Raw genomic sequence first — 26,577 nt, forward strand, 5'->3', positions numbered from 1 at the left:
GGCCCAGGGCTTTTTATTTTATTGATCCGGCATCAGTGTCGCGCTATCCGTTTGCAGCAGCTGCACAAAATCTTTCGAAGGCAGCGCCTTGCTGAACAGAAAGCCCTGGCCCTCCTCACACCGCTGGGCTTTGAGGAAGTTCAATTGGTCGACGGTTTCCACACCTTCGGCAATGATGTTCAGCTCCAGGCTCTTGCCCATGCCGATGATAGCGCTGATCAGTTGTTCGTCCTGGCTATTGATGCGCAGGCCGCGCACGAAGGATTGATCGATCTTCAGCACGTCGATGGGAAAGCGCCGCAGGTAGCTGAGGCTGGAGTAGCCGGTGCCGAAATCGTCCAGGGCCAGGCGGATGCCCATGGCCTTGATCTTTTGCAGGGTCTCCACGGTTTCGTCGACGTTCTGCATGAGCACGCTTTCGGTGATTTCCAGTTCCAGTTGGGTGGGCGGCAGGCCTGTTTCTTTCAGGATGGCGGCCAGGTTGTCGACGAAGTCCCGTTGGCGAAAGTCGATTGCCGAAATGTTCACCGACATGCGCAGGGGCGCCAGGCCCATCTCACGCCAGGCTTGGGCTTGTGCGCAGGCTTGGCGCAGTACCCACTGAGTCAGGCGCACGATCAGGCCGCTGTCTTCGGCGACCGGAATGAACTCCGCCGGGCTGACCCAACCCGACTGCGGTCGAAACCAGCGGGTCAGCGCTTCCGCACCGACGATGCGCCCGGACTCCAGCGCCAGCTTGGGTTGGTAATGCAGCACAAATTCATCGCGGTCCAGCGCCTGGCGGATCGCGCTTTCCAGGTTTTGCTGATGCTGGGCGCGCAGGTTCATGTCTTCGGTGTAAAAGCTGAAATCCCCCGGGCCGCGTTCTTTGCTGGTGCGCATCGCGGTTTCAGCGTGCTTGAGCAAACCCACGGCATTGTCGCTGTCATCGGGGTAAATACTGATGCCCAGGCTGGCGCTCACACTCAGGTCATGCCCCGCAACATGGCGAGTCGCGCTGACGGCATTGAGTACCTTTTGCGCAATGTGCTGGGTTTGCTGGGGATGCTGGATATCGTTAAGCAGCACCACGAACTCGTCAGAGCCATAACGGAACACCGAATCCGACGCCCGCACCGCCGCCACCAGGCTCAGGCTGACCTGTGCAAGCACCTCGTCGCCGGCCGGATAGCCCAGGGCGTTGTTGATGCGCTTGAAGCGGTCGAGCCCCAGAAACATCACCGCCAGTTGCGTGTCGTGCCTGCGGCCCAAGGCGATCGCCTGGGTCAGACGGTCGCCCAGCAACGTGCTGTTGGGTAACTCCGTCAGGGCGTCGTATTGCAATAAGTGCGAGACCTTGAGCAGCTCCTGCACGCGTTCCTCGATGGTGCGCTCCAGGCTGATCACTTTGAGGGCCGCGTCCTGGGCCAGTTGCCATTTCCAGGTCAGGGCGCTGGCCATCTGGCGGATTTCCAGGTGGTCGAAGGGCTTTTTCAGGATCAGCAGTTGGTCGTTGTATTTCAGGCGCGCCTCGATGGCCTCGAAGGAGTAGTCGGAATAGGCCGTGCAGAGCGCGATTTGCAGGTTGGGGTCCGCCTCCCACAACTGTTCGATGGTGTGCAGGCCGTCCCAGCCTGGGGGCATGCGCATGTCGATAAACACCATGGCGTACGGCGAATGGGCGTCCAGGGCTTTCTTGACCAGCGCCAAGGCTTCCTGGCCCTGGTAGGCCGAGTCCAGGTCAAACGCCTGGCGCACCGGTGCGGTGGTGCCGAACAGGGCGGACTCCAGAGTATCGAGGGAGGGCTCGCCATGCTCGTCGGCACAGAGGATCTTGCGAAAATCCTGGTGGATCGAAGCCGTGTCATCCACGATCAGGATGCGCCGGTTGGCCCGGCCCGATTCCGTCCTCATGGCGCACTCGGCACGTGCAAAAGGCTTGATGGCATGACAATTCCTTCCCTGGTTCTACAACTGAACGGGGCGCGAGCATGCAGTGCAGCATAGTTGAGTTCCCTTGATATCGACGGCCAGTTGGCGTCAAATCAATCGCGCTTTGTATTGCGCGGATTCAATTTAGCCTAACTTCGTTTAATTTGAAGGCAGAGTCGCCATGGATGAACAACTCGCTACGAAGTCCGCTGTTTTGCTGGTCGACGATGAAGAGTCGATCCTTAACAGCCTGCGCCGCCTGTTGCGCGGCCAGCCCTATGAGGTGGTATTGGCCACCAGCGGCGCCCAGGCGCTGGAGATCATGGCGACCCGGCCTATCGATCTGGTGATGAGCGATGCGCGCATGCCCGGCATGGACGGCGCCACGCTGCTGGCCGAGGTCCACCGCCTGTATCCCGCCACCAGCCGCATCCTGCTCACCGGTTACGCCGACCTCACCACCATCATCAAGGCGATCAACGACGGGCAGATCCACCGCTACATCAGCAAACCCTGGAACGACGAAGAGTTGCAACTGGTGTTGCAGCAAACCCTCGAGCACCAACGCCTTGAACGCCTGGCCCGAGACCAGACCGAACAGCTCAAGCTGCTCAACGCCACCCTGGAAAAACGCGTGGCGGCGCGTACCGCCGAGTTGCAACAAACCGCCGACATGCTCGACCTGGCCTACGATGAGCTCAAGCGCAGCTACGTGACCGGGACCGAAGTGTTTTCGCTGTTGGCCAACCTGCGCTTGCCCAAGGACAAACAGACCAACCGTGCGTTGATCGAGTTGATCCGGGTGTATTGCGCCGCCCAGTCCATGGACGAATCCAGCACCCGTGACCTGACCATGGCCGCCGCGTTGTACAACATCGGCAAGTTGAGCTGGACGGACAGCATGATGGTTGCACCGTCGGACAAACTGCACAGCACCGACCGCGGCTTGTACCGTGAGTATCCGGGGCAGAGCGAGTCGCTGCTGATGACCCTTGAGCCGATGAAGGACGCGGCGCGGATCATTCGTCATCACCAGGAACGTTGGGACGGCACGGGGTTTCCCGACCACCTCAAGGGCGATGCGATCCCGCCCGGTTCACGGCTGCTGAAGCTGGCGGTGGACTTTATCGAATTGCAGAAAGGCCTGATCCTGGAGCGGCACCTCAACAGCGACGAGGCGCTGTTGTATATCCGCAAGTACGCCGGGCGCCTGTATGACCCGGCGTTGGTGGAAGATTTCGTGCAAGCCTGCGCGACCTTCCTCAGCGATGTGACCCTGGGTGATCCGACGGTAAAAGTCCTCTCCACCCGTGAGCTGGAAGCCGGCATGGTGCTGGCGCGCAACCTCAATGCCGACAACGGCATGTTATTGCTCAATGCCGGCAAGGTGCTGAACCTGCCGCTGGTGGACAAGCTGATCGCGTTCGAGGCGATGGAGGGCGCCAAGTACAGTGTGTTTATCAGGGCGCCGGACGAGGTGCCGCCCCTCCTGTAGTTATACGCCCCAGGCTACGTGCTTGCTGGCGTGGTAATCAAAGATACCCCTGATGATGTAGACATCTTTGCCACCTTCTTTGCCGTTTTGTTCAATTGCCACGCGCCAAAGACCACGGCCTGTGCCGGGCTGCACCTGGGGGAGATCGACGTAGGTGAAGTTGCCTATTCGCTTGCGGCTGAGGCGACCGGCTTGGATATCCTGGGTGATCTCCTCAAGTTTGGCGGTGGCGGGGGTGGGCAGGAGTTTTTTCTGGGTTTGCGCCAGTTCATCCAGCTTCACGATGTTGATGTGCGGATCGCGAGTGGGCACGACTTCCGGCCCGACAGGCAGCGCCGGCGCTGGCCTTTCAACTCTATGGGTTTGAACGCGGGGGACTTCGAACTCCAGAGGCGTTGCAAACTTGGGCAGGGCTTTTTCGAATGCTGTGACGTCTCTACTGTCTACCATCGCTACGCCAGTATCTGCCCCATGCTGGCCTCGGGATAGGGCGATATAGGGAATACCGGATTTTTTGAAATCCTCTGAAAAGGAGGTGACTTGAAGCTTGGCGAGTTTGGCCTTGAAGGTATCCGTCATGAAAGCATCCAGGGTGCTTTTTGTCTCAGGCAGCAATAAGAATCGACGTATCGCTTCCTGGCGTGTAATTCCGAGATCTGAGGCGAGTTGATTAATACGTACGAGGTGTTCGGGCTTGTATGCAAACACTTTCAGTGCAGCATCCCGCCAAGTATAAAGTTCATATTTTGCTGCGAATTTATTCATCGCATGCTGGTGTTTGTGGGTGATGGCGTACCCGACAAATTGTGCGCCAGTATCGGGGTCGGCAACGGCAATCGATGTTCTAATTTGTTTGTCGAGGTTCTCGTTTTTGCCTATGAGCCTTTTGACTTTTTTAAACAGTTCTTCCTTGTCCCGCGCAGACAGGGGTTGCGCAAAATGTTGTGTCGACAGGTGTATATGTTCAACCGTGGCCAGTTCGAGCCGCAGGTTTAACAGGGAACTACGTAATCTCTCTTGATTGGCTCGGCTCAAGCTTTTCGAGTTCGACATCCAGCGGCGAAATTCATCTTCATCCAGGGTGCCAAGCTGTTGTCGGGCGCGAGTGATCAAATCGAGCTTCAGGGAAGCGTCGGTTTGTTCTATGACGCGCACGAAATCCCGCATTTCCCCTTCTGTTGCAAAAAGCCGCATCGCCGCGATCAGGTCCGCATCCACTTGCTGTTCAGGGGTGAGAGGACGCAGGGCACCCAGAACGGAACCTCCGCCCACAGCGTCTCGTTCGAAACGGGGCTTCCAGCTCTTTGCGTCTCCCGGTACGACCATAAAGTCCACGTGGTGACCTGCCGGGTCTTTTACATAGCGTGCGCCGTCTTCTACATAGGACTGATACAGGTGATAGCGGCCTGTTGGGTCGCGCATCGCGATGAACTGGTTATTGTGTTTATCAAAAAAACACGGTGCGCGGCCCGACTGGCGCGACAGTCTGTATCGGTGGGTGTCGGCAAACTCCACTACGTCAAAGAACGGCTCTATTTGTTCAGGCAACCGATATGGCATCACATTGACCCAGGCGGGTTCCAACGGGCGGAGGGAGGCACCTGTCAGTACAATGGCGGTGCTCCTGTCCGTACCGACTTTACTGGCCAGCCCCGGAATGCGCCGCCCCAGCTGCTTGGCCACGCCTAATCCGCGGTTGATAGCTCGGCGCAAAAACGACAGGGCGGTTTTGCCGGGTATCAACCCGAGCAGAAAATCGGCAGTTTCCACCCCGAACATAAAGGCGTTTACCGCCGATTCGCGGAAAATTTGCGCATTGCTCCGTGAACGGTAGTCGGCGTGCGCGAGTTGAAAACCCAGTTGCGCCGAATACAGGTATGCGTGGAAATTGCCGGTTATCGGCGTCAAGGTATAGCGGTACACACTGCGCGTATCGTTGAAGATCCGTGTGATCTCTTTCGTATCCTTAGTGGCCATCTGGGAAGTGAAATAGGTCTGCCATTCCGGTTTTGCTTTCAGCGTGTCCAGCTCCACCAGCCCCTTGGTCAGCTCCCGGAAGGCAACGCCATCTGGTGCATCCGGGGTATACAGCACACTGACCCCGTCAGGCTTGGTGCCTTTTCGATGAATGACCAGGACACGATGCATGACCTGCCCGCCTTGGCCCCTCTCTTGCGCGGCGCCCAATACCAGCAGGTTGACCTCTATCTCGAATTCGCTGACTCGGGGGCGGGTGGTTGAATCAGGGTGTTCAGTGACGGCTTTTATCCAGTCAAACCCACTGCCTGGCGTCTGGAATGTAAACAGCTTGGCTGCGTCAGGGTTGAGACGGTTCTCAAGCGCATCCTTATTCATTTTGGCCGCGTTGGCGCGCTGCCAGACTGTAGCGAAGCTGCTTGTCCCACTGCTCTGCGAGAAGGTTGACCGCAGATACGTATCGTATTTTTGGCCAATGTCAGCTTCTGTCGCGAGTGCGCGCAAATCATCGTTGCCAAGTTTTCCGTGAGGGTTGCCGGCTGTGTCAATAATGTTGGCGGTGGCACTGATCGTTCTATGTATGCCATGCACCGACCATGGGTCGACATTACGTTGGGTATAACTTCCCAGTGTGCGCAGATCCACCACGGTTTGGGTACGCCAGGTGCCCCACGTCAGTTTTTTGCCTGGCAGGCACTGCGGGATATTGATCTTGCGGTCTTCGCTGATGTAGACAATGGTGGCTTCCTCGTTACGATACCCGGTCATCTCGGCCGACCGGGAGGACGTTGTGACGCGCAGATGAACCAGGCTTCTATAAGGGTCAATATCAACGTTGGCATACACAGGTTTCTGTTTTTTCAGCACCTTGTCGGTCTCCTGTTGGGAGAACGCCTCCAGTGTCAAGATTCTCTCAAGATGAGGTGTGAGTTCCTCATTGCTGTCGATCAGTTCTTGTTCCAGTTGCCTGTACCGAGCCTGGTCTTGCTCGCCGGAGGTTTTCAACCATGCGGGTTCGGCCGTCAACAGGCGTAGATTGCGCACCATAAAAGCATTAGCGACATCCCACTGTGGCGTCAGGTCTGCGGCCAGGTCGAGCTCGCCTGTGGAGGGCAACGTCTCCCTGCGCAAGGCTTCGCGAACGGAGAAATGTTGCCTGACTCGCAATGCGCGGACACTGTCAGCAATCACGTCAGCGTCTATCTGGGACGGGGCCGTCGTCAGTACGGGCAAGCCGCTCAGCGCGGTACGAGCGGCTGTCGGCAGGCTTGCGATCAACAGCTTGCCTGGCGCTGCGCCGTCTTGTATGCGGGCTGCGACGGTGTCATTCAAACGCGCCAGGTTTTCAAACTCCTCAAACTCCTCGCTTGGGCTATAGAGCATCACTTTGCCCGTCAGAGGCGTCGTGCCCGTGGGGGTCAGAATGAATGCGCCGGCGAATTCACTGCCATTCTCCAGGGCCAGTCGGTACACCGTGAGCCTGTTGTCGACGGTAAACACCTGTTCACGTACCGCAGCACTTGGGTACTTGAGCACGTTCTGCGCCAGCGTCCGTGCATGCGCCGACAACGTGCCGTCCACCGAGCGCAATGCCAGTTGATGGGCTAGCACTTGTCGTCGCAGCGCGACCAATTGCTCCTCCGTGTTGGGTTGGGAGGGCTCGCCAGCCCCCCAGAATGTATTCAGGCTCAACGTGATGGCTATTTCCAGCCTGGCGGCCAGGGTTGTCGTCGAGGCATTGGCAGAGAGGATTTTATCGGTGTCCAGGGTGTTGCATTCGCGGTAGAAGGCGCCGCTCTCCTGGGTCAGATAAGACTCTGCGCCAGGCGCGCGTAAGGTGGCCAGCAGCGAGCCCAGTGGTTCGCAGGACAGCAGGTGCTTTTGTCCTTCCTGGTCTTCGCGATAGCGGCTATAAAAAATCTGGTTGGGATTGATGGGCAGATGTGCATCGGGAAACATCTCGGCCAATTGCTGCTGGTACACGCGGCCGACACTCGGCTGTCGCCTTACCAGTTCAGAGGTCTGTGCATTGAGTTTGTCGAGTTCACGGGTGAGGTAAGCCAGTTGTTCTTCGGCAGAAAGTGAAGCCGGCGGCACGACCGCAAGCGTCATCGGTTGCACGGTAGGGGTTGACGTGCTGTCGGCCGGCAGCGGTTGTGGTTCGTCAGTGGATGATTCTTTGAGGGTGGGCAATGAATTGTGCATCAGTAAACTCTTATAAAAGAGCGCGGCGCACCGAGGTGCAGCGAGCCCTGCTGAATATGAGTTTGCGAGTTTAGGGTGGCCGAAACTGGACCCTGTGGTGTATGTATGTCGGAAAAAATCGCCCTGCACTCGCGAGTTGCGTGTGCAGAATGCGCGTGGGATCCTTGGCCGCTTTTCAATCCCAGAGAGGGCCTTCCATGTCCAAGACTATCCGCATTGCAGCCGCGCTGTTGGTCCGTGGCGACGGTCAAACCCTGCTTGTGCGCAAGCGCGATACCCTGGCTTTCATGCAACCGGGCGGCAAAATCGACGCCGGCGAGCAACCTGCCGAAGCGCTCGTCCGTGAGTTGCACGAGGAGCTGAACCTGCGCGTTGATCCGAGCCAAGCCGTCTATCTTGGCCAGTTCTCGGCACCCGCGGCCAACGAACCGGGTTTTACCGTAGAGGCGGAGTTGTTCAAGGTGCAGGTCGACGTCGCCGTCACCCCTGCAGCAGAGATTGAAGAGGTGTGCTGGATCGATCCCATGGGCGAAGGTGACTTGCATCTGGCGCCATTGACGCGCGATTTGATCCTGCCGTTCTATCGTGATTCGCTGGCTACCGCATGATGATTCGCCCGCTGGACGCCGACAATGCGCAAGCCTATCGGGCATTGATGCTCGAGGCCTATGGCGCGTATCCGCAAGCGTTCACGTCCAGTGTCGCGGAGCGCGCCTCGATGCCATTGAGCTGGTGGGAAAAGCGTCTCGACAGCCCGCTGGATTGCCTGTTGGGCGGCTTTGATGGGGCGCGACTGGCCGGCATCGTTGGCCTGGCCTACGAGCCTCGCGAAAAGGCGCGGCACAAGGTGACCTTGTTCGGCATGTACGTGACCGAGGCTTATCAGCAGAAGGGAATGGGGCGGCAACTGGTGCAAGCAGCGCTTGAGGAGGCTCGCCGGCATCCGCGCCTGAAACTGATCCAGCTGACCGTCACCGCTGGAAATGAGGCGGCGTTGGCACTTTACCAACGCTGCGGCTTCATCCAGTACGGTCTCGAGCCATTGGCGGTGCGGGTAGGTGTCGATTACTTCGACAAGATCCACATGTGGCGCGAAATCCGGGTTGAATGAAGCCCAAGGTGGGAGCTGGCTTGCCTGCGACAGCATCTACGTGGTGTGACAAGCGATCCGAGTTGCCTGCATCGCGGGCAAGCCCGACTCCCACACAAGCCCGATCTGCTGGCTCGATGAGGTTCTCTCCAGCTCAGCGAACCGCGCTAACTCCATCCAAGGTCGAAAACGACGTGTCCTTGGCTGTCAGCAAAAAGTCGCGCATATACGGCGCATCCAGCATGTCTGCGCGAATTCCGGCATACAGCGTGGCAAATAAACCTTTCTCGCCCAACCGCTTGGCTTTCACATACCCGCGTGAGCTGTATTCATGCAGCGCCCAGTGGGGCATACCGCACACCCCACGGCCGCTGGCCACCAGTTGCATCATCATCACGGTCAGCTCCGAAGTCCGCACCTGGGTCGGTTCAACGTCGGCCGGTTCCAGGAAGCGGGTGAAGATGTCCAGGCGGTCACGTTCCACCGGGTAGGTGATCAGGGTTTCTGTCAGCAGGTCTTCCGGCACGATGTAGGACTTGTTCGCCAACGCGTGCTGGTTGGCCACCGCCAGCATGGCTTCGTAGGTGAACAGCGGCACGTAGGTGATACCCGGCAGTTCCAGCGGGTCGGAGGTCACCACCAGGTCCAGGTCGCCACGGGCCAGGGCCGGCAGCGGCGCGAAGGCAAAGCCCGAGGCCAGGTCCAGCTCGACTTCCGGCCAGGCATCGCGGAACTGGTCGATGGTCGGCATCAGCCACTGGAAACAACTGTGGCATTCGATCGCCATGTGCAAGCGCCCAGCGGTACCCCCGGCCAGCCGCGCAATATCGCGCTCGGCACCGCGCAACAACGGCAGGGTGGCGTCGGCCAATTGCAGCAGGCGCAGGCCGGCGCTGGTGAAGCGCACCGGTTTGGTCTTGCGCACGAACAGTGGCATGCCCAGGCGCTCTTCCAGTTCCTTGAACTGATGGGAGAGGGCGGACTGGGTCAGGTGCAGGCGTTCGGCGGCTTCCACCAGGCTGTCGGCTTCGCGCAAGGCGTGCAGGGTTTTCAAGTGACGGATTTCGAGCACAGGCGCTCCATGAAGAAAATTTGCGACGAATACGGAATGCTTGATTTTGTCTCATGTTGTGGGGCGTGTCGACCATGACCACTGGGCGCTCTTCATCAAACTGTCATCGAACTGTGGCAGCGCGCTTGAACAAACTTCATCAGACTCGCGCTCTACTGGGGTTCTGCGTTTTGGTGTTTTTCATGCGTGCGTTGTTTTTAGTGGCCGCTCTACTGTTCGGCCTGCCGTCTTTTGCGGCGTCTCGATGTGATGTCAATGTCCCGACCCAAACGGTCGACCTGGCTCAGGTGAGCATCGCCTATCAAAGTATCGGCCGTGCGTCCGACCCTGCGTTGCTGCTGGTAATGGGCCTGGGCGGGCAGTTGATTCACTGGCCGGACGAAGTGGTGGTGGCCCTGTGCGAACAAGGCTTTCGGGTGATTCGCTACGACAACCGCGACGTCGGCCTGTCCACCTGGCGGCAGGCGCCGGCGAGCGCCAACCTGACCTTCGAAGTGCTGCGCTACAAGCTCGGCTTGCCGGTGGCTGCGCCTTATACGTTGACCGACATGGCCGACGACGCCCTGGGCTTGATGGACGCGCTGCAGGTGCAGCAATTTCACGTACTCGGCGCGAGCATGGGCGGCATGATCGCTCAACACCTGGCGGCCATGGCGCCACAGCGCGTGGAAAGCCTGACCCTGATCATGACCAGCTCCGGCGCCGAGGGCTTGCCCGCGCCGAACGCGGCGCTGGTGCAATTGCTCTCGCGGCGCAGCGCGCCCAATCGTGAGGTGGCGCTGGAGCAACAGGCGGATTTGCTCGCGGCGTTGGGCAGCCCGGATATCAAGGACGATCGCCAGGCGTTGCTGCACCAGGCGGCGCTGTCCTATGACCGCGCCTTCAACCCCGAAGGCGTGAAGCGCCAGATCATGGCAATCCTGGCCGAGCCAAGCCGTGTGCCCTTGCTCAACCAACTGCGCGTGCCTGCGTTGGTCGTCCACGGCACCGCCGACCCTTTGCTGCCGGTGATGCACGGCGTGCACCTGGCCGCGCATATCCAGGGCAGCCAGTTGAAATTGATTCCCGGCCTGGCCCACCGTTTTCAGGAAGCGTTCAAGGCGCCCTTGCTGGCGGCGGTGTTGCCCTACCTGCAAGCCCATCGCCAGGATGCCGCGCACTGGGCGCAGATCGATTTGAGCGAGCCTTCGAAGGTGCTGTGAAGGTGGTGTATCGTGCAACCTTTATGTATACGCATGACTGCACGCGAGGTTGCCCACCATGAGTACTCCCCTGAAAATCGATTTCGTCAGCGACGTATCCTGCCCCTGGTGCATCATCGGCCTGCGCGGCCTGACCGAAGCCCTCGACCAGCTCGGCAGCGAAGTGCAGGCCGAGATTCATTTCCAGCCGTTCGAACTGAACCCGAACATGCCCGCCATCGGTCAGAACATCGTCGAGCACATCACTGAAAAATACGGCTCCACGGCTGAAGAGTCCCAGGCTAATCGTGCGCGTATCCGCGACATGGGCGCCGCATTGGGCTTTGCGTTCCGCACCGACGGCCAGAGCCGTATCTACAACACCTTCGACGCGCACCGCCTGTTGCATTGGGCCGGGTTGGAAGGTTTGCAATACAACCTCAAGGAAGCGCTGTTCAAGGCGTATTTCAGCGATGGCCAGGACCCTTCCGACCACGCGACCCTGGCGATCATCGCCGAGAGCGTAGGGCTGGACATTGCGCGCGCCGCCGAGATTCTTGCCAGCGATGAATACGCCGCCGAAGTCCGCGAGCAGGAACAGCTGTGGGTTTCTCGTGGGGTGAGTTCGGTGCCGACCATTGTCTTCAATGACCAATATGCGGTGAGCGGTGGGCAACCGGCGGAAGCCTTCGTCGGCGCGATTCGCCAGATCATCAACGAATCGAAATCCTGAGGCCGAGCATGCAGCAAAATGTGGGAGCTGGCTGTCAGTTGCAAATGAGTTGGCTGAAACACCGCCATCGCAGCATAGGTATCTACACAGCTTTGGTGTGACGCTGGACCTGTGGCGAGGGAGCTTGCTCCCGTGACGGACTGACAGCCGGCGCTGATCTAACTGACACACCACGATCCAAATGTGGGAGCTGGCTTGCCTGCGAAGACGGCCTACTAGCCAACGCCTATCTACCTGTCACCCCGCGATCAAACTGTGGGAGCGGGCTTGCTCGCGAAGGCGGCCTGGCAGGCGACACAGTTGGACCGTGTACATATCCATTGCTGCGGTAACGGCCACTTAGGGTTCCGCCCTGACGGCGGGTCACTTTGGAAAAGAGCCCCAAAGTAACCAAAGGGCTCTTGCCCCACCACTCGGCACCTCGCTTGGGCTCGGTGTGCCCGAACACAGGCTTGAATCCGTGGGCCGCCGCCACGCGCCATCCATGGCGCGGGGCGGCTAACCCGGCGTCCTGCCGGGTTACCCACGAATTCAAGCCTGCGTTCGGCCAGCGTGGTTTAACGGGGCGCCTGAGATCAAGATCAAAAGCAGATCAAGAGCAGATAAGAGCGACTCGCTTCGCATCGTGGTTAGCGTCTGCTGTTACAACCCACAAAGTTGTGTAGAGGCCATCGCAGGCAAGCCAGCTCCCACATTTGATCTGTGTCGGCATTAAGAGAAGCGCTGGCCCATCCCTTGCATTACCCCCCTAAAGCCCAACCGGCCTGCGGTTGGGCACTGCCATTAGGGGTGAAACTTACCTTGAATATTCTTGACCTTGACCACAGCCTCACCGGCCAGGCACCGATTGCCCGGCGGTTGGCCAGCGGTCGGGCCACGCGCCTGGACCTGCTGGACCTGGGCCCGAAATTGCGTTTGTGGTCCACCGAAAAAACCTGGAAGCGTTTCGTCGAGCGCCTGGCCCAACGGCCACGGCCCCGTGACGCGCGCCCGGAAATCCTGTTTGTCGGCTCCGGCGATTATCACCACCTTACGCCAGCGTTTTTGGCCGACCTCAAAGAGCCCGTCAGCCTGATTCACTTTGACAACCACCCAGACTGGGTGCGCTTTGCGCCCAAGCGGCACTGTGGTTCGTGGGTCAACCGGGCGCTGAAGATGCCAGCGATCCAACGCATCGTCACCCTCGGCCCGTGCAGCGATGACCTGCATAACCCGCAACTGCGCGGCGGCAACCTTGGCGCCCTCAAGCGCGGGCGTTTGCAGCTGTTTCCCTGGCAGCATCCGCCGTCCAAGGTCTGGGGCAGGGTGGGGGACGGCGCCGGCCACCAGCAACAGGAAAACCTCCTGCACTGGCGCAACCTGGCGGACCTGGATTGGGGCGCCTTCCTCGACCAGATGATTGCCAGCCTGCCCACCGAGGCGATCTGGATCACCATCGACAAAGATGTGCTCGCCAGTGAAGACGCCGCCACCAACTGGGACCAGGGCGGCATGCGCCTGACCCATTTGCTCCAGGCCCTGCGGGCGTTGGCGGCGGGTAAACGCATCATTGGCATCGACGTCTGCGGTGAGTTCGCTACGCCGGCATTCAGCAACGCGTTCAAGCGCTGGGAAGCCAAGTCCGACCAGCCGCCACCGGAGCGCTGGAGCCCGCAAGACTTGCAGCGTAATGCGGCAACCAATGAAGCCTTGATCAACCTGTTTGAGGAACTGTTCCCGTGACCCTGACCGTGGTGTTGTTACTGGCGTTTTCCATCGTCCTCGATGTGATTGGCCAGCTGTGTTTCAAATTGGGCGTGGACCGTTTGCCGCAACTCGATGGCGGTTTTCGCCTGCGTGCGTTCTGGGGCCAGGTGTTCAATGCGCCGCTGTTGTGGGCCGGCGTCGGCGCCTACGTGATTGAGTTTTTTGTGTGGCTCGAAGCGCTGTCCCGTGCGCCCTTGAGTCTGCTGTTTCCGCTGGCGGCGTTGGCCTATTGCCTGGTGGTACTGGCAGGCAGGGTGGTGCTCAAGGAGACCGTCAGTCGGCGTCGTTGGCTGGGCACGCTGGTGATTACTTTAGGTGTGATGTTGGTAGCGATCGCGGGGAATCAGGCATGACAACGCAAACAATCAATACCGGCTGGCTGCACGGGCGTGTTGGCACCCTGGTGCTATGGGCACTGCTGATCGCCACCGAAAGCGCCGGGCAGTTGTTCACCAAGGTGGCCGGCGATCAGTTGGGGCCGATGGACTTCAGTTGGCAATGGCTGGCGGACGTGGCGCGCAACCCGGGGATTCTGGCGGCGATTGCCAGCTATCTGGGTGCGTTTTTTGTGTGGATGCTGATCCTGCGGCGTAGCAGTTTGTCCCTGGCGTTTCCGCTGAGTTCGCTGGTGTTTGTGGCGGTGCTGCTGGGCTCTTGGCTGGGGTTGGGGGAGCACATCAGCGCGTTGCATTGGGTGGGCGTGGTGGTAATTATCGGTGGTATCGCACTGTTGGCTGAGGGCGAGGAACACTGAAGATAGAGCTATGAAACACAGGCCCATTGTGGGAGCGGGCGTGCTCGCGAATGCGGTGGATCAGTGAAGTATCGGGTGACTGACACACTGCTTTCGCGAGCAAGCCCGCTCCCACATTTTGCTCCCAGGTGATTCAGTCAAAGGTGTAACTGATCGCCGTCTGCACCTGGCCCTGATTCACATGGCCAGCCTCCTTGACGATGCTGCTCTTGGCCGCCGACCCCACCAAGTGTACCCAGCTGGCGCTGGTCAGCAGCGACCAATGGGGCGCCAGGGGGAAGGCGAAGCTTTGGCTCAGCGTCACGTTCTGGAAGCCCCCGCTCGCTTTATAGGGCCGCAAGCCTGAAGCGACAGCTTCGTTGTTGTCCACGCCGAAGAAGGTATTGGTCTGGCGCGCATCGGCAAAATGCGCAACCAGGCTATTGCTGCCGATAATCCCGCCACCCACGGGGTAACCCAGTTCTCCGCCGATTTTACCCAGGGCGCCGCTCTGGGAATGCCCGCCGCCCACGGCCTGGCCCAATTGCGCGTAGACCCGCCAGAAATCGGCCGGGGCGTATTGGACGAAGCCGCCCACCTCGGCCATGTCCGACACGTTGCGCAGGCCCTGCAACTCGCCGTTGGAAGTACGCCCCGGCAGGTAGTTGATATAGGGGCCCGCGGTAAGGCCGTGGGTATCCAGGGCGCTCCAGGTGAGGCCGTCATCGGTACTCAGGCTGACGTCACCCCAATCCAGGTCCAGGTAAGGCACAGGCCGGGTTTCGTAGCGGCTGCCGCTGGGGTCGTGGGGCTGATAGCTGAGGCCCGCGCCCACGTCGCCCGTGATGCCTTCTGCCCACGCGGCGCTGCAAAGGCCCCACCCTCCAAGTAAACCGGTGAATACAGCAGCAGCGAGCTTGGACATGGGGACGTTTCCTGAAGGTGGGCAGGCGCGCATGAACGCGCAAACCGACGCGCCTGCGCAAGCACTCATGTTGTTTGTAGCAAGCTACAAAAATTGTAGCTCCCGCGACACCTATCACCGCGCATTTCGCCCTAACCCCCAGCCCTGCGGGGTTTTCGCCAGTTGGCACAGTCCCTGCTCTATCCCTTGGCAAGCGCATACAGCGCGCTCCTCCAAGGCCCTTTACCTAAAGGAAAGGCAGATGATCAACTGGCATATCGTGTGTGACTTCGACGGGACCATTACTCCCACGGATGTCATCGACAACGTCCTCCAACGCTTCGCCGGCCCCGAGTGGGAAACCATTGAGCAGGAATGGCTGGATGGGCATATCGGTTCACGCGAATGCCTGAGCCGCCAACTGGCGCTGATCAAGGCCACCCCGGCTGAACTGCTGGCGTACTTTGACAGTGTCGAGATCGACCCGGACTTCCCGGATTTCGTCGATCACGTCATGGGCCTGGGTGCTTCCATCGAAGTGGTCAGCGACGGCATCGAGCAGGGCATTGCCCGCATCCTTTCGCGCAACTACGTGACCCTGCTGCCGATCCTCGCCAACCGCCTGCGCCAGGTTGACCAGGACAGCTGGCGCATCGACTTCCCGTATGCCAGCGATGCCTGTCGCGCTGCTGCCGGCAACTGCAAGTGCAAATCCACGCCGCGCAACAAGCGCGTGCTGGTGATCGGCGACGGCAAGTCCGACATGTGCGTGGCCTCCACCGCCGACTTCGTGTTCGCCAAGGGCAGCCTCGCCGACTACTGCGTCGCCCACCAGATCCCTCATGCGCGCTTCGACACCTTTGCGCAAGTGCCGGCGTTGCTGGCCAAGCTGCCACAAGGCCTCGCCGCCAACGCCACCACCTTCAACACCTCTTCTGACAATCAGGAACTCTTCCATCATGTCTGATATCCGTATCGCTACCGCCGAAGACCAGGTTCTCCTGGATAAAGAAGCCAAGTACTGCTCCTACGGCGACACCGTTCACTACATCGAGCCGCCGCGTATTTTCAGCCGCTGCGAAGGCTCTTATGTGTGGGACACCGAAGACCAGGCCTACCTCGACCTGCAAATGTGGTACTCGGCCGTCAACTTCGGCTATGCCAACCCACGCTTGAACAACGCGCTGAAAAAGCAGATCGACACGCTGCCGCAAATCGCCAGCCAGTACCTGCACAAAGGCAAGATCGAGCTGTCGGAAATGATCGCGGTCGATGCCAAGAACAAGTTCGGCCTCGACGGCCGTGTGCACTTCAACGTCGGCGGCTCGCAGTCGATCGAAGACTCCCTGAAAGTGGTGCGCAACGCCAGCAACGGCAAAAGCCTGATGTTCGCCTTCGAAGGCGGTTACCACGGCCGCACCCTCGGCGCCTCGTCGATCACCTCCAGCTTCCGCTATCGTCGTCGCTACGGCCACTTTGGCGAGCGCGCCAACTTCATTCCCTTTCCTTACCACTTCCGTGGCCCGAAGGGCATGACCAAGGAAGAGTACGGCAGCCATTGCGTGCAGCAGTTTGCTCGCCTGTTCGAGACCGAATACAACGGCGTCTGGGACCCTAAGACCAACCAGTGCGAATACGCAGCCTTCTACGTCGAGCCGATCCAGGGCACTGGCGGCTACGTGATCCCGCCGATGAACTTCTACCGCGAACTCAAACACGTCCTGGATCAGCACGGCATCCTGATGGTGTCCGATGAAATCCAGATGGGCTTCTACCGCACCGGTAAACTCTGGTCGATCGAGCACTTCGACGTGCAGCCGGACGTGATCGTGTTCGGCAAGGCGCTGACCAATGGCCTCAACCCGTTGGGCGGTATCTGGGCCCGTGAAGAGTTGATCAACCCGAAGGTGTTCCCGCCAGGTTCGACTCACTCCACCTTCGCCTCCAACCCGCTGGGCACCGCCGTCGGCCTGGAAATGTTCAAGATGACCAGCGAAGTCGACTACGGCGCCATGGTCATGGCCAAGGGCAAATACTTCCTGGAAGGCCTGCAAGACTTGCAAAAACGCTTCCCGATCATCGGCGATGTGGACGGCCTGGGCCTGGCGTTGCGCTGCGAAATCTGCGGCCCGGATGGCTTCACCCCGGACAAGGCGACCCTGGACTACATGGTCGAAGAAGGCATGAAAGGCGACATGCTGGTAGACGGCCAGAAACTCGGGCTGATCCTCGACGTAGGCGGTTACTACAAGAACGTGATCACCCTGGCGCCGTCCCTGGAAATCAGCTACCCGGAAATCGATCTGGGCCTGAAGTTGCTCGAGCAACTGCTGGTGCGAGCGACCAAGCGGTGAATGCTCAAGGGATCGACCTCGGTGAAGGCACTGCCGGTTTCGTTCTCGGTGAAGGTCCGGTCGGGATCCTGTTGATCCACGGCCTGACCGGCACGCCGACCGAGTTGCGCCAGGTCGCGAAGGGCCTGGCCAAGGTGGGTAACTGCACGGTGTATGTGCCCACACTGGCGGGGCACTGCGGCGACAACAGCGACTTGCAGGCCACTGGCTGGCAGGACTGGTACGAAGGCGTGCGCAAGACCTTCGTACAGGTCAAGCAACGCCACGGGCAGGTGTTTGTCGGTGGCTTGTCCATGGGCGCGGTGATGTCGATGTATGTGGCGTCCGAACATCCTGGGCAAGTCGCCGGGTTGCTGATGTATTCCACCACCTTGAAGTACGACGGTTGGAGCATCAACAAACTGGCGTTTCTCACGCCCTTGCTGATGAAGATTCCGTTCGGCGTACACATTTGCAGCTTCGAAGAGAAGCCGCCCTACGGCATCAAGAACGAGCGCCTGCGGGCCATCGTCGAGCGGCAGATGAAGGAAGGCGAGAGCAGCGAGGCGGGGTTGCTGACCATGGAAGGCATCACCGTGCGCGAGCTGCACCGCATGAACGCGGTGGTCAAGAAGCGCATGCCCCAGATCAAGGTGCCGGCGCTGGTGCTGCACTCCATCGAGGACGACATCACCAGCCGCTGGAACGCCGATTACGTGGAGCGCCACCTCGGCGGGCCGGTGACCAAGATCCTGTTGGACAACTGCTACCACATGATCACGGTCGATTTGCAGTACCGGCGGGTGATCGAGTTGAGTGCCAGGTTTGTCGAGCAGCACGCAGTGCAACTCAATCGTGTGGCGTGATTAGTTTACTTGTAGGAGCGAGCTTGCTGTGGCGAGCAAGCTTGCTTGCGCTGGGGTGCGAAGCACCCCCAAAAGCCTGCGACTGCTGCGCAGTCGAGCGGGAGCAAGCTCCCTCGCCACAGCAAGCTCGCTCCTACAGTAGAACGGCGTTGATAAGGAAAAACTGTGATAACCACCCAAGCCTTCCCGACCATCCGGGCTATCCAGCGCGATGCCTGGAACGACTGTTTTCCCGGTGCCCTGGAGGATTGGGACTATTACCTGGCCGTGGAAAACGCCGCGATCGATGACTTTCAGTGGCGTTACCTCGCGGTCTTCGAGGATCAAACGCTGGTGGCCGTGGCTGCCGCGTTCGTCACCCATTATCGCCTCGACACCACGGTGTCGGGGGCCGGCAAGCGCTTGACCGAGCGCCTGGAGCAGCTGTGGCCTGGCGTTTTGCAATTGGCGTTGTACGCCATCGGTTCGCCGGTGGCTGAACGCTGTGATGCCGGTGTCGCGAGCCATGTGCCCGAATCCCGGCGCCCGTTGCTGTTGCAGCAGTTACTGGAGGCTGCGCGCAGCGATGCCGACGCGCTCGGTATCGGCTTGCTGGCGGTCAAGGATGCGCCCACCAACGACCCGCATTGGACCCAGAGCTGCCTTGCCGCAGGTTTTCAAAGCATGCCCAGCTTGCCCACGGGGGTGTTGCCGCTGCCTTATGGCTCGGTGGATGCCTACCTGGGTTCGCTGGGCAAATCCACGCGCAAGGACCTGCGCCGCAAACTGCGCGCACCAGGGCCGCGGGTCGAGTGGCGGCGTAATATCGATGACGTGCTGCCCGAGGTCATGCGCCTGTATGAAGCCACGCTCGCGCGCGCAGACTTGCAGTTCGAACGCCTGCCCGCCGGTTACTTCACGGGCGTGCTCGAACACCTGCACGAGCGGGCGGTCTGTGTTCTGTACTGGGTGGACGAGCGCCTGGTGGCGTTCAACCTTATCCTGCTGGATGAGCATCGGCTGGTGGACAAGTTCTTTGGCCATGACCTTGAGTTCAGCCGCGAGTACAACCTGTACTTCCGCAGTTGGTTGACCAATGTCGACTATTGTATTGAACACCGTATTCCGGTGTACGAGTGCGGCCAGGCCGGGTATGCCAGTAAACTGCGCCTGGGGTGCGAGTTCGAGGGCAACAGCCTGTTCTTCCGCCACCGTAACCGGCTGGTCAACGGCCTGCTCAAGCTTGTAAAACTGTTTATTCGACCGGATCGTTCCGACCCTGCCATGGCTGCTGCGATAAGCGAAACCTGATGATTACCAAGACCCGCCAGAAAGCCCGCCCCTTTGCCATCTCGCGTTGGAGCGTCCAGCGCAAGCTGGTGCTGGCGTTCTGGCTGGTCAGCGTGATTCCCACCATGATCGCGGCTGAGCTGGCTGCCACCACGCTGTCGCAGATTTTCGACAGCAACGTGCGTATCTGGCTGCAAGAGTCGACCAAGATCGTCAAGGACGAAATCGGCGACATCCTTCACGACAACGCGCGCATGGCCAAGCTGTTCCTGCGCTATACCAGCCCGCCGTCGTCCAAAAATGCCGAGAAGCATGACCGGCTCACCGCCGACATTGCCGATGCCACCGATATCGACGTGGTCGCGCTGATCCGCACCAGCGACCGTAAAGTGATGTTCAGCACGGCCGCCGATGACATCGTCAGGCAGATCAACCTCACCAGCAACGCGGTGCTGCAAACCGTGCAAGTCGCCGGCGTGAGCACGGGCCTGGTGGTGTCCACCTTCGAAACCAGCCGTGACGGCGTTGATTACCTGTTGCTGGTCGCCACTTACCTGGACAGCAGTTTCCTCACCAGCGTGGCCGATGTGCATTCCCTCGACCTGCGTCTGTATTTGGCCAACCCTGCCGGTTTTTCCGAAATATTTTCCACCCAGCGCTTCGCCAATCACCCCTCACGCATCCCCAAGAATGTCGAGGCCTACCTGCGCAGCACCAAGCAGCCCAGCGAGCAGTTCACTAACCAGTACAGCGGTTTGTATTGGCCGATTTTCAATGATGCCGGCGAGTTGCAAGGCGTGATCTTCAGCGGCCTGCTACGCCATACCAGCCTGGTGGGGTTGGTGAACCAGAGCAACTTGTTCGTGCTGATCTTCCTGGTCAGCTCGGCGCTGTCGCTGGCGGCCGGGTTGTTGGTGTCGCGGCGCCTGACCAAGCCCCTGCGCGATTTGTCCCAAGGCGTGGATGCGGTGATCTCGGGCAGTTATGCGCACCGTGTGGTGGTCAGTGGCGGTGACGAACTGGCGCAATTGAGCAGCACCTTCAACCACATGACCGAACGCCTGGGCGAGTTGCATCACCTGGAAGCCCAACTGCGTCGGCGTGACCGCTTGCATGCCCTGGGTGAAGTCGCCATGGGCCTGGCTCACGAAATTCGCAACCCACTGGGCATCATCAAGACCGCCACCCAACTGTTGCATCGGCGCGCTGACCTGGCGGAAACCGACAAGCGTCACCTGGAATATGTCATCAGCGAAGTCAGCCGCATCAACGAGCTGATTACCGAGTTCCTCGATTTCGCCAAGCCCAACCCGCCGATACGCGTGCAGCAACCGGCACGCGCCCTGGTGGAAGAAATCCTCGGTTTCTGCGGCCCGGAGCTGAGTAGCCATCGCATTGACGCGCAGATCGACGACCAAGCGCCTGGCGCGACGATCTACGCCGATGCCAAGCAGCTCAAACAGGCCTGTCTCAACCTGATTCTCAACGCCGTCGACGCGATGCCCGACGGCGGGCGCCTGACCCTGGGCATTCGCAGCGTGGGCGACAACACTGTGATCAGCATCGCCGATACCGGCGAAGGCATCCCGGCGGACATGGTGGAGCGCATCTTCACGCCATTCGTCACCACCAAGGCCTCGGGCACAGGCCTGGGCCTGGCCAAAGTCTATTCGATCATGGAAAGTCACGACGGCAGCATCGAATGCGCCAGTGAGAAAGATGCCGGCGCGACCTTCAGCCTGTACATTCCGGCTGACGGTGAAGACGACGGTGAAGATGAGGACGGGCATGACGCATAACGTATTGGTGGTCGACGACGAGCCCAAGCTCTGTGATCTGCTGACCCAGGCCTTGAGCCAGAACGGCATCCAGGTGTTCAGCGCGGGCAATGGCCTGCATGCGCTCAAGGTGCTGGGGGAGGAGGACATCGACCTGGTCATCAGCGACTGGCGCATGCCGGGCATGGACGGGCCGGCGTTGCTGGCCGAGATCAAGGTGCGTTATCCGACTTTGCCGGTAATCGTGATGACGGCCTACAGCACGGTGAAAAACGCCGTGCAGTCGATGCGTAACGGTGCCTATGACTACATTGCCAAGCCGTTCGACATCGACGAGCTGGACATCACCGTGGCCAAGGCCCTGCAATTTCGCGACATCATGCGCGACAACGCGCGCATGCGCGCCGAGCTGGACGAGCATGCTCAGTTCGACAGCCTGGTGGGCGACAGTCCGGCGTTTCGCCAAGTGCTCCAGGCGGTGGATTCGGTGCGTGACAGCAACGCTACTATCCTGCTGACCGGCGAAAGCGGCACTGGCAAGGAAATGGTCGCCCGCGCCATCCACAAGCATGGCAGCCGTGCCGACCAACCCTTCGTGGCGGTCAATTGCGCAGCCATTCCTGAAGGCTTGTTGGAAAGCGAAATGTTCGGCCATCGCAAAGGCGCGTTCACCGGCGCCGTGGCTGACCGGGTAGGGCGCTTCATGCAGGCCGACAAGGGCACGCTGTTTCTGGATGAAGTCGGTGATATGCCCTTGGCGTTGCAGGCCAAGATTCTGCGCGCCTTGCAGGAGAGGGTTATCGAGCCGGTAGGCGACCCCCGCGAGCGCAAGGTGGATGTACGAGTAATTGCCGCCACCAACAAGAACCTGCTGGATGCGGTGGCGGCCAAGGAGTTTCGCGAAGACCTGTATTACCGCCTCAATGTCTTTCCGATTCCGTTGCCGTCGTTGCGCGAACGCGTGGAAGACATCGCGCCCCTGGCGCGCCACTTCGCTCACACTTTGAGCGCCACCACTGGCAAACGTATCACCGGTTTCAGCCCCGAGGCGTTGCAGGCCATGGCTGCGTATCACTGGCCGGGCAATATCCGCGAGCTGCAAAACTGCGTGGAGCGCGCAACCATCGTGGCGGCTTCATCGGTGATCGAGGATATTGATTTGCCCGGGTATTTGTTTGCTTCCACACCGAGCGAGGGTGATGTGACCGCGATCCTCAGCGACGGCCCAGGCGTGCCGCGGGATCTGGATGCGGCGCTGGCCGAAGTGGAGAAAGCCTATATTCTTGCGGCGCTGCAGGAGAGCAATGGGGTGCAGGCCGCGGCGGCGCAGCGGATCGGGATTTCCGAAAGGAGCTTCTGGTATCGCCTGAAGAAGCTGGGGATTCAGGTCGACAAGATCGTGCGCTGATCTGAGTGTGGTAACTCATGATCGCTCCCACGCTCCACGTGGGAGTGCCTCTGGTGACGCTCTGCGTCACGCGTGTGGACGCGGAGCGTCCTTGGCTGCATTCCCACGCGGGAGCGTGGGAACGATCTGCCGTGTTGCGTCAGGTGTGCAGGCGTACCCACACGCTGACCAACACCGTCGCGGCCATCAACCAGGCCACGGCGGCGACTGCCAGCGATGCCTCCAACCGCAGCCGATCGACCATCACATACAGCGTCGCCAAATACACAAAGTACGGAATGATCGACCACATCCCGAACAGGATCGTGGTCTTCAAGTCCGCAACCGTTCGGCCTTTGCCGACGATGTAATGGGCGATCAGCGCAAAAGTGGGAAACAGCGGCACCAAGCCTGCGATGTAATAGTTTCTGGTCTTGGCCAGCGCCGCCAGGATCAGCACCACTGCGGCGCCAAGTGCAGCCTTCAGGAACAGATCCATCAGTGACTCAACCCGTATTTCTTGACCTTGTCGAACAGGGTGGTCTTGGCCATCCCCAGTTCCTGGCTGGCCTGGGTCAGGTTCCCGCCGCTGCGTTGCAGGGCATCGTTGAGTAGGTTGCGCTCAAAGGCTTCCACCGCCTCGGTAAAGGCAACCCCTTGGTTGCCGCTGCCGGCGCCGCTTTTCTTGAAGGCGGGCAGGCCGAGGGCGAAACGTTCGGCGACGTTGCGCAGCTCACGCACGTTGCCTGGCCAGTCGTGGCTCATCAGGCTGGATAGGGTCTGGTTGTCCAGCTCCGGCACCGCCCGGTCGAAGCGTAGCGACGATTGCTGCAGGAAGTGTTCGAACAGTTGCAGGATGTCTTCGCGCCGTTCGCGCAAAGGCGGCAGTTCCAGGGTGACGACGTTGAGGCGGTAGTACAGGTCGCTGCGGAACTGGCTGGCGCGGCTCAACTCGTCGAGGTCGGACTTGGTGGCAGCGATTACCCGGCAATCCACCGCCACGCTCTGGTTCGAACCCAGGCGTTCCAACGTACGTTCTTGCAGCACCCGCAGCAATTTGATCTGCAGGTTGATCGGCATGCTCTCTACTTCATCGAGGAACAGCGTGCCTTGATGGGCATGCTCGATCTTGCCGATGCGACGTTTGCCGGCGCCGGTGAAGGCGTTGGCCTCGTGGCCGAAAATCTCGCTTTCAAACAGGTTTTCCGGCAGGCCACCGCAGTTGAGGGCGACGAACTGGTGGGTATGGCGCCGGCTGAAATCATGCAGGCAGCGCGCGACCAGTTCCTTGCCGGTGCCGGTCTCGCCTTCGATCAGCACGTTGGCCGAGGTATCGGCGACATTGGCAATCAGTTCGCGCAGGTTTTGCATGGCCGGCGAGCGGCCGATGATGCGGCCTTCCAGCGAGTCGCGTTCGGCCAGTTGCCGGCGTAGCGACCAGACTTCCCGCGCCAGCCCGCGTTGTTCCAGGGCGCGGCGTGCCACGTCCACCAGGCGTTCGGGCGAGAAGGGTTTCTCCATGAAGTCGTAGGCGCCGTTACGCATGGCGCCCACCGCCATGGAGATATCGCCATGCCCGGTGATCAACACCACCGGCAGGCTTTTATCCAGGGCCTTGAGGCGGGTCAGCAGTTCCAGGCCATCGATGCCCGGCAGGCGGATATCGCTGATGACGATGCCGGCAAAGTTTTCGCCGATGCGCTTGAGCGCTTCTTCGGCGCTGCCCACGCCGACGCTAGTGATGTCTTCGAGCGCCAATGCTTGCTGGCAACCGAGCAGTACATGGGGGTCGTCTTCGACGATCAGGACGGTAAGGTCTTGGGCTTGTGTATTCATGTCGACTCAGCTCGTTGAGCGCCCACCAATGGCAGGTTCAGGACAAAGGCGGTACCACCATTGGCCGGATGTTCCACGGCAAGGCTACCGCCTGTGGCGGCCGCGAGGCTTGCGGAAAGGGTCAGGCCCAAGCCCAGGCCTTGTTCGCCGGGCTTGGTGGTAAAAAAGGGTTCGAACAAATGCTTGCGCGCCTCGGGGTCGATGCCGTGGCCATTATCACGCACCAACAGGCGGTATTTGCCATCGCCGTTCTGGCCTTCCAGCCACAGTTGCGGCACTGCTTGGGCCTGCATCGCATCGAGCGCGTTACCGATCAGGTTGACCAGGATCTGCTCCAGGCGGGTCTGGTCGATCTGCAATTGGGCGTTGGCAAAGTCACGGTGCACGGTCAACGGCAGGCTGTCCAGGCGCGCGCCGAGCACCTGGAACGCGGCGTCCACGGCCTTGCCGAGGCTGGCTTCGCCCTGGTCGTCACCGCGCCGGGCAAAGGAGCGCAGGCTCGCGGTGATGCGGCCCATGCGGTCGATCAGTTCGTTGATGGTCTTGAGGTTGGTGCTGGCAGTGTCCAGGGCGCCGCGCTCAAGGAAGCGTACGGTGTTGCCCGACAGCGTGCGCAGCGCTGCCAGCGGCTGATTCAGTTCATGGGCGATGCTGGTGGACATCTGGCCGATGGCCGCGAGTTTGCCGGCCTGCACCAGTTCGTCCTGGGCGTGGCGCAGGGTTTCTTCGGCCTGGCGTCGTTCGCGAATCTGGCCCTTGAGCCGTTCGTTGCTGGCGCGCAGGTCGGCGGTGCGTTCGGCAATCCGACGCTCAAGCTGGCTGTTGGCTTCCTGCAAGGCTTCCCGTGCGGCGAGGCGGGTGGCGATGACCTTGCGCCGTTCGTTCCAGGCGATCAGCAGGAAGGCGACCAGGCCAAAGGCGACGGCCACCAGGATGCCCTGGTTGATCGCGGCGCGGCGCAGGTCGTTGAGCGGGGTGAGCAGGGTGAAGTTCCACGGCGTGTCGTTCAGCGGGCGGGTTTGCGCCAGGTAGCTGACGGCGTGCTGGTCGTTGACCACTTCGGTGTTGGCCGGGAAGGTCAGTTTCTCGGTGCCTTCGTTCAGGCGCTCACGGGCCAGGGGTTGCAGTTCATTGAGCGTCGCCCAGTAATATTGCAGGCTGTGGGCCAGGCGGTCCTTGGTGTCATCGCTCAGCGGGCGTACAGCTTTGAGGCGACGCGCGGGGTCGCTGGAAAGAATAATGATGCCGTTCTCATCGCTCACGAAAGCTTCGAGGCGCGCACGTTGCCAGCGCTCTTCAAGGGCTTCGAGGCGCACCTTGACCACGGCGACGCCGATGATCTTGCCGTGCTCTTCCAGGCCGTGGGCCAGGTAATAGCCGGGTTCGCCGTTGGTGCTGCCGATGCCGTAGAAACGACCGGGCTGGCCGCGTACAGCATTCTGGAAATAGGCGCGAAAGGACAGGTCCTCACCTTGGTAACTGTCGGCATCGCGCCAGTTACTGGTGGCCAGCACACGGCCGGTGGTGTCCATTACATAGATGGCGCGGCTGCGACTGCGGCGGTTCAGGCCTTCGAGGTAGTCGTTGACCGTCTTGCGGGTTTCCTGGTTCGGGTCGGCGAGCAGTTGGGAAACACTGGACTCCAGCTCCAGCAGGCTGGGCAGGTAGGTGTACTTGCTCAGTTCGCTTTCGACGGTGCGGGCGTGCAGCTCCAACTGGCGTTCGCCATTGTCGCTGAGGGTGCGGATGCCGTAGTAGTCACTGACCCAGAAGCCGATATAACCCAGGCCGACCATCAGGGCGATGATCAACGGCGGCAGGAACAGTTGGCGTATCAGACGAGGCTTCACGGCAAGTGATGGCGGCGCGGCGCGATATTGATTGGGGTCGCATTTCATCACAGATGCCTTGGGTCAGCTACTTCTCGCCAGTGTAAGAGCGGGCTTGTGTGGGAGCCGGGCTTGCCGGCGATGCAGGCGCCTCGGTGTAACAGTTGCACCGAGGCGATGCCATCGCAGGCAAGCCAGCTCCCACACAAGCCCGGCTCCTACAGGACGAACG

General features: G+C 60.4%; 21 protein-coding genes. 14 read left to right on the plus strand and 7 right to left on the minus strand.

Annotation, left to right across the window (positions count from 1 at the left end):
• Positions 1 to 18 precede the first annotated feature (18 nt).
• Positions 19 to 1,893: a putative bifunctional diguanylate cyclase/phosphodiesterase gene (locus GIW79_RS06075; protein ID WP_236453971.1), complete on the minus strand. Its 1,875-nt coding sequence runs from the start codon at positions 1,891 to 1,893 to the stop codon at positions 19 to 21.
• Positions 1,894 to 2,092: 199 nt separating this feature from the next.
• Here GIW79_RS06075 and GIW79_RS06080 point away from each other — a divergent pair, with 199 nt between their 5' ends.
• Positions 2,093 to 3,406, plus strand: a complete 1,314-nt coding sequence (locus GIW79_RS06080) for an HD domain-containing phosphohydrolase (RefSeq protein ID WP_054897699.1) — start codon at positions 2,093 to 2,095, stop codon at positions 3,404 to 3,406.
• On the opposite strand, the gene GIW79_RS06085 is transcribed toward GIW79_RS06080, so the two are convergent.
• Positions 3,407 to 7,588, minus strand: coding sequence for a hypothetical protein (locus tag GIW79_RS06085; RefSeq protein WP_236453974.1), 4,182 nt, complete (start codon positions 7,586 to 7,588; stop codon positions 3,407 to 3,409).
• Between the two features lie 197 nt (positions 7,589 to 7,785).
• Between GIW79_RS06085 and GIW79_RS06090 the strand changes: the two genes are divergently transcribed.
• On the plus strand, positions 7,786 to 8,196 hold the full coding sequence (locus GIW79_RS06090) for an NUDIX hydrolase (protein ID WP_034126447.1): 411 nt from the start codon (positions 7,786 to 7,788) through the stop codon (positions 8,194 to 8,196).
• Entirely contained in the window at positions 8,193 to 8,699 is a 507-nt protein-coding gene (locus tag GIW79_RS06095; RefSeq protein ID WP_236453976.1) for a GNAT family N-acetyltransferase, read from the plus strand. The genes GIW79_RS06090 and GIW79_RS06095 overlap by 4 nt, the downstream gene beginning before the upstream one ends.
• A 133-nt stretch (positions 8,700 to 8,832) precedes the next feature.
• On the opposite strand, the gene metR is transcribed toward GIW79_RS06095, so the two are convergent.
• Positions 8,833 to 9,750, minus strand: a complete 918-nt coding sequence (gene metR / locus GIW79_RS06100) for a transcriptional regulator MetR (protein ID WP_054897703.1) — start codon at positions 9,748 to 9,750, stop codon at positions 8,833 to 8,835.
• 182 nt (positions 9,751 to 9,932) lie between these two features.
• On the opposite strand from metR, the gene GIW79_RS06105 reads away from it, so the two are divergent.
• The 5 genes from GIW79_RS06105 (at position 9,933) to GIW79_RS06125 (ending at position 14,164) form a co-directional block, all read left to right on the plus strand.
• Positions 9,933 to 10,952 carry an alpha/beta fold hydrolase gene (locus GIW79_RS06105; protein WP_034126527.1) on the plus strand — a complete coding sequence of 340 codons (1,020 nt, stop codon included), beginning with the start codon at positions 9,933 to 9,935 and terminating at the stop codon, positions 10,950 to 10,952.
• 58 nt (positions 10,953 to 11,010) lie between these two features.
• Complete coding sequence (locus tag GIW79_RS06110; RefSeq protein ID WP_034126450.1) at positions 11,011 to 11,664, plus strand: DsbA family oxidoreductase; 654 nt, start codon at positions 11,011 to 11,013, stop codon at positions 11,662 to 11,664.
• An 801-nt stretch (positions 11,665 to 12,465) separates the two neighbouring features.
• On the plus strand, positions 12,466 to 13,386 hold the full coding sequence (locus GIW79_RS06115; RefSeq protein ID WP_236453979.1) for an arginase: 921 nt from the start codon (positions 12,466 to 12,468) through the stop codon (positions 13,384 to 13,386).
• On the plus strand, positions 13,383 to 13,763 hold the full coding sequence (locus GIW79_RS06120) for an EamA family transporter (protein ID WP_003188930.1): 381 nt from the start codon (positions 13,383 to 13,385) through the stop codon (positions 13,761 to 13,763). Before GIW79_RS06115 ends, GIW79_RS06120 begins: the two co-directional genes overlap by 4 nt.
• The gene (locus GIW79_RS06125; protein WP_054917752.1) at positions 13,760 to 14,164 is read left to right on the plus strand and encodes a transporter; all 405 of its coding nucleotides are present in this window, start codon (positions 13,760 to 13,762) and stop codon (positions 14,162 to 14,164) included. The genes GIW79_RS06120 and GIW79_RS06125 overlap by 4 nt, the downstream gene beginning before the upstream one ends.
• Positions 14,165 to 14,297: 133 nt before the next feature.
• On the opposite strand, the gene GIW79_RS06130 is transcribed toward GIW79_RS06125, so the two are convergent.
• The gene (locus tag GIW79_RS06130) at positions 14,298 to 15,068 is read right to left on the minus strand and encodes a MipA/OmpV family protein (protein WP_034126453.1); all 771 of its coding nucleotides are present in this window, start codon (positions 15,066 to 15,068) and stop codon (positions 14,298 to 14,300) included.
• Between the two features lie 241 nt (positions 15,069 to 15,309).
• Between GIW79_RS06130 and GIW79_RS06135 the strand changes: the two genes are divergently transcribed.
• The 6 genes from GIW79_RS06135 (at position 15,310) to GIW79_RS06160 (ending at position 22,701) form a co-directional block, all read left to right on the plus strand.
• Positions 15,310 to 16,014 (plus strand): MtnX-like HAD-IB family phosphatase, encoded by a 705-nt coding sequence (locus tag GIW79_RS06135; protein ID WP_054897708.1) that lies wholly within the window; start codon positions 15,310 to 15,312, stop codon positions 16,012 to 16,014.
• Positions 16,007 to 17,401, plus strand: a complete 1,395-nt coding sequence (locus tag GIW79_RS06140) for an aspartate aminotransferase family protein (RefSeq protein WP_034126455.1) — start codon at positions 16,007 to 16,009, stop codon at positions 17,399 to 17,401. The genes GIW79_RS06135 and GIW79_RS06140 overlap by 8 nt, the downstream gene beginning before the upstream one ends.
• The gene (locus tag GIW79_RS06145; RefSeq protein WP_054897709.1) at positions 17,398 to 18,246 is read left to right on the plus strand and encodes an alpha/beta hydrolase; all 849 of its coding nucleotides are present in this window, start codon (positions 17,398 to 17,400) and stop codon (positions 18,244 to 18,246) included. The genes GIW79_RS06140 and GIW79_RS06145 overlap by 4 nt, the downstream gene beginning before the upstream one ends.
• A 165-nt stretch (positions 18,247 to 18,411) precedes the next feature.
• Positions 18,412 to 19,536, plus strand: a complete 1,125-nt coding sequence (locus GIW79_RS06150) for a GNAT family N-acetyltransferase (RefSeq protein WP_054897710.1) — start codon at positions 18,412 to 18,414, stop codon at positions 19,534 to 19,536.
• Entirely contained in the window at positions 19,536 to 21,314 is a 1,779-nt protein-coding gene (locus GIW79_RS06155; RefSeq protein ID WP_057976061.1) for a sensor histidine kinase, read from the plus strand. Before GIW79_RS06150 ends, GIW79_RS06155 begins: the two co-directional genes overlap by 1 nt.
• Complete coding sequence (locus GIW79_RS06160; protein ID WP_034126458.1) at positions 21,304 to 22,701, plus strand: sigma-54-dependent transcriptional regulator; 1,398 nt, start codon at positions 21,304 to 21,306, stop codon at positions 22,699 to 22,701. The genes GIW79_RS06155 and GIW79_RS06160 overlap by 11 nt, the downstream gene beginning before the upstream one ends.
• A gap of 139 nt (positions 22,702 to 22,840) precedes the next feature.
• On the opposite strand, the gene GIW79_RS06165 is transcribed toward GIW79_RS06160, so the two are convergent.
• Genes GIW79_RS06165 through GIW79_RS06175 form a run of 3 tightly spaced genes read right to left on the minus strand, consistent with a single transcriptional unit; the run spans position 22,841 to position 26,414 of the window.
• Positions 22,841 to 23,179, minus strand: a complete 339-nt coding sequence (locus GIW79_RS06165) for a GlpM family protein (protein ID WP_014717129.1) — start codon at positions 23,177 to 23,179, stop codon at positions 22,841 to 22,843.
• The gene (locus GIW79_RS06170; protein ID WP_034126459.1) at positions 23,179 to 24,516 is read right to left on the minus strand and encodes a sigma-54-dependent transcriptional regulator; all 1,338 of its coding nucleotides are present in this window, start codon (positions 24,514 to 24,516) and stop codon (positions 23,179 to 23,181) included. Before GIW79_RS06170 ends, GIW79_RS06165 begins: the two co-directional genes overlap by 1 nt.
• Positions 24,513 to 26,414 (minus strand): sensor histidine kinase, encoded by a 1,902-nt coding sequence (locus GIW79_RS06175; RefSeq protein WP_054897713.1) that lies wholly within the window; start codon positions 26,412 to 26,414, stop codon positions 24,513 to 24,515. The genes GIW79_RS06170 and GIW79_RS06175 overlap by 4 nt, the downstream gene beginning before the upstream one ends.
• Positions 26,415 to 26,577 lie beyond the last annotated feature (163 nt).

Origin of the sequence: Pseudomonas sp. PA-7-1E, assembly GCF_021605325.1 — a bacterium.
GTDB classification, from domain to species: Bacteria; Pseudomonadota; Gammaproteobacteria; order Pseudomonadales; family Pseudomonadaceae; genus Aquipseudomonas; species Aquipseudomonas fluorescens_BV.

Bases quoted from the DNA above. Each gene is read 5' to 3' on its own strand.
- GIW79_RS06075 (WP_236453971.1), bottom strand. From the start codon at position 1,893: ATGAGGACGGAATCGGGCCGGGCCAACCGGCGCATCCTGATCGTGGAT.
- GIW79_RS06080 (WP_054897699.1), top strand. From the start codon at position 2,093: ATGGATGAACAACTCGCTACGAAGTCCGCTGTTTTGCTGGTCGACGAT.
- GIW79_RS06085 (WP_236453974.1), bottom strand. From the start codon at position 7,588: ATGCACAATTCATTGCCCACCCTCAAAGAATCATCCACTGACGAACCA.
- GIW79_RS06090 (WP_034126447.1), top strand. From the start codon at position 7,786: ATGTCCAAGACTATCCGCATTGCAGCCGCGCTGTTGGTCCGTGGCGAC.
- GIW79_RS06095 (WP_236453976.1), top strand. From the start codon at position 8,193: ATGATGATTCGCCCGCTGGACGCCGACAATGCGCAAGCCTATCGGGCA.
- GIW79_RS06105 (WP_034126527.1), top strand. From the start codon at position 9,933: ATGCGTGCGTTGTTTTTAGTGGCCGCTCTACTGTTCGGCCTGCCGTCT.
- GIW79_RS06110 (WP_034126450.1), top strand. From the start codon at position 11,011: ATGAGTACTCCCCTGAAAATCGATTTCGTCAGCGACGTATCCTGCCCC.
- GIW79_RS06125 (WP_054917752.1), top strand. From the start codon at position 13,760: ATGACAACGCAAACAATCAATACCGGCTGGCTGCACGGGCGTGTTGGC.
- GIW79_RS06130 (WP_034126453.1), bottom strand. From the start codon at position 15,068: ATGTCCAAGCTCGCTGCTGCTGTATTCACCGGTTTACTTGGAGGGTGG.
- GIW79_RS06135 (WP_054897708.1), top strand. From the start codon at position 15,310: ATGATCAACTGGCATATCGTGTGTGACTTCGACGGGACCATTACTCCC.
- GIW79_RS06140 (WP_034126455.1), top strand. From the start codon at position 16,007: ATGTCTGATATCCGTATCGCTACCGCCGAAGACCAGGTTCTCCTGGAT.
- GIW79_RS06155 (WP_057976061.1), top strand. From the start codon at position 19,536: ATGATTACCAAGACCCGCCAGAAAGCCCGCCCCTTTGCCATCTCGCGT.
- GIW79_RS06160 (WP_034126458.1), top strand. From the start codon at position 21,304: ATGACGCATAACGTATTGGTGGTCGACGACGAGCCCAAGCTCTGTGAT.
- GIW79_RS06165 (WP_014717129.1), bottom strand. From the start codon at position 23,179: ATGGATCTGTTCCTGAAGGCTGCACTTGGCGCCGCAGTGGTGCTGATC.
- GIW79_RS06170 (WP_034126459.1), bottom strand. From the start codon at position 24,516: ATGAATACACAAGCCCAAGACCTTACCGTCCTGATCGTCGAAGACGAC.
- GIW79_RS06175 (WP_054897713.1), bottom strand. From the start codon at position 26,414: ATGAAATGCGACCCCAATCAATATCGCGCCGCGCCGCCATCACTTGCC.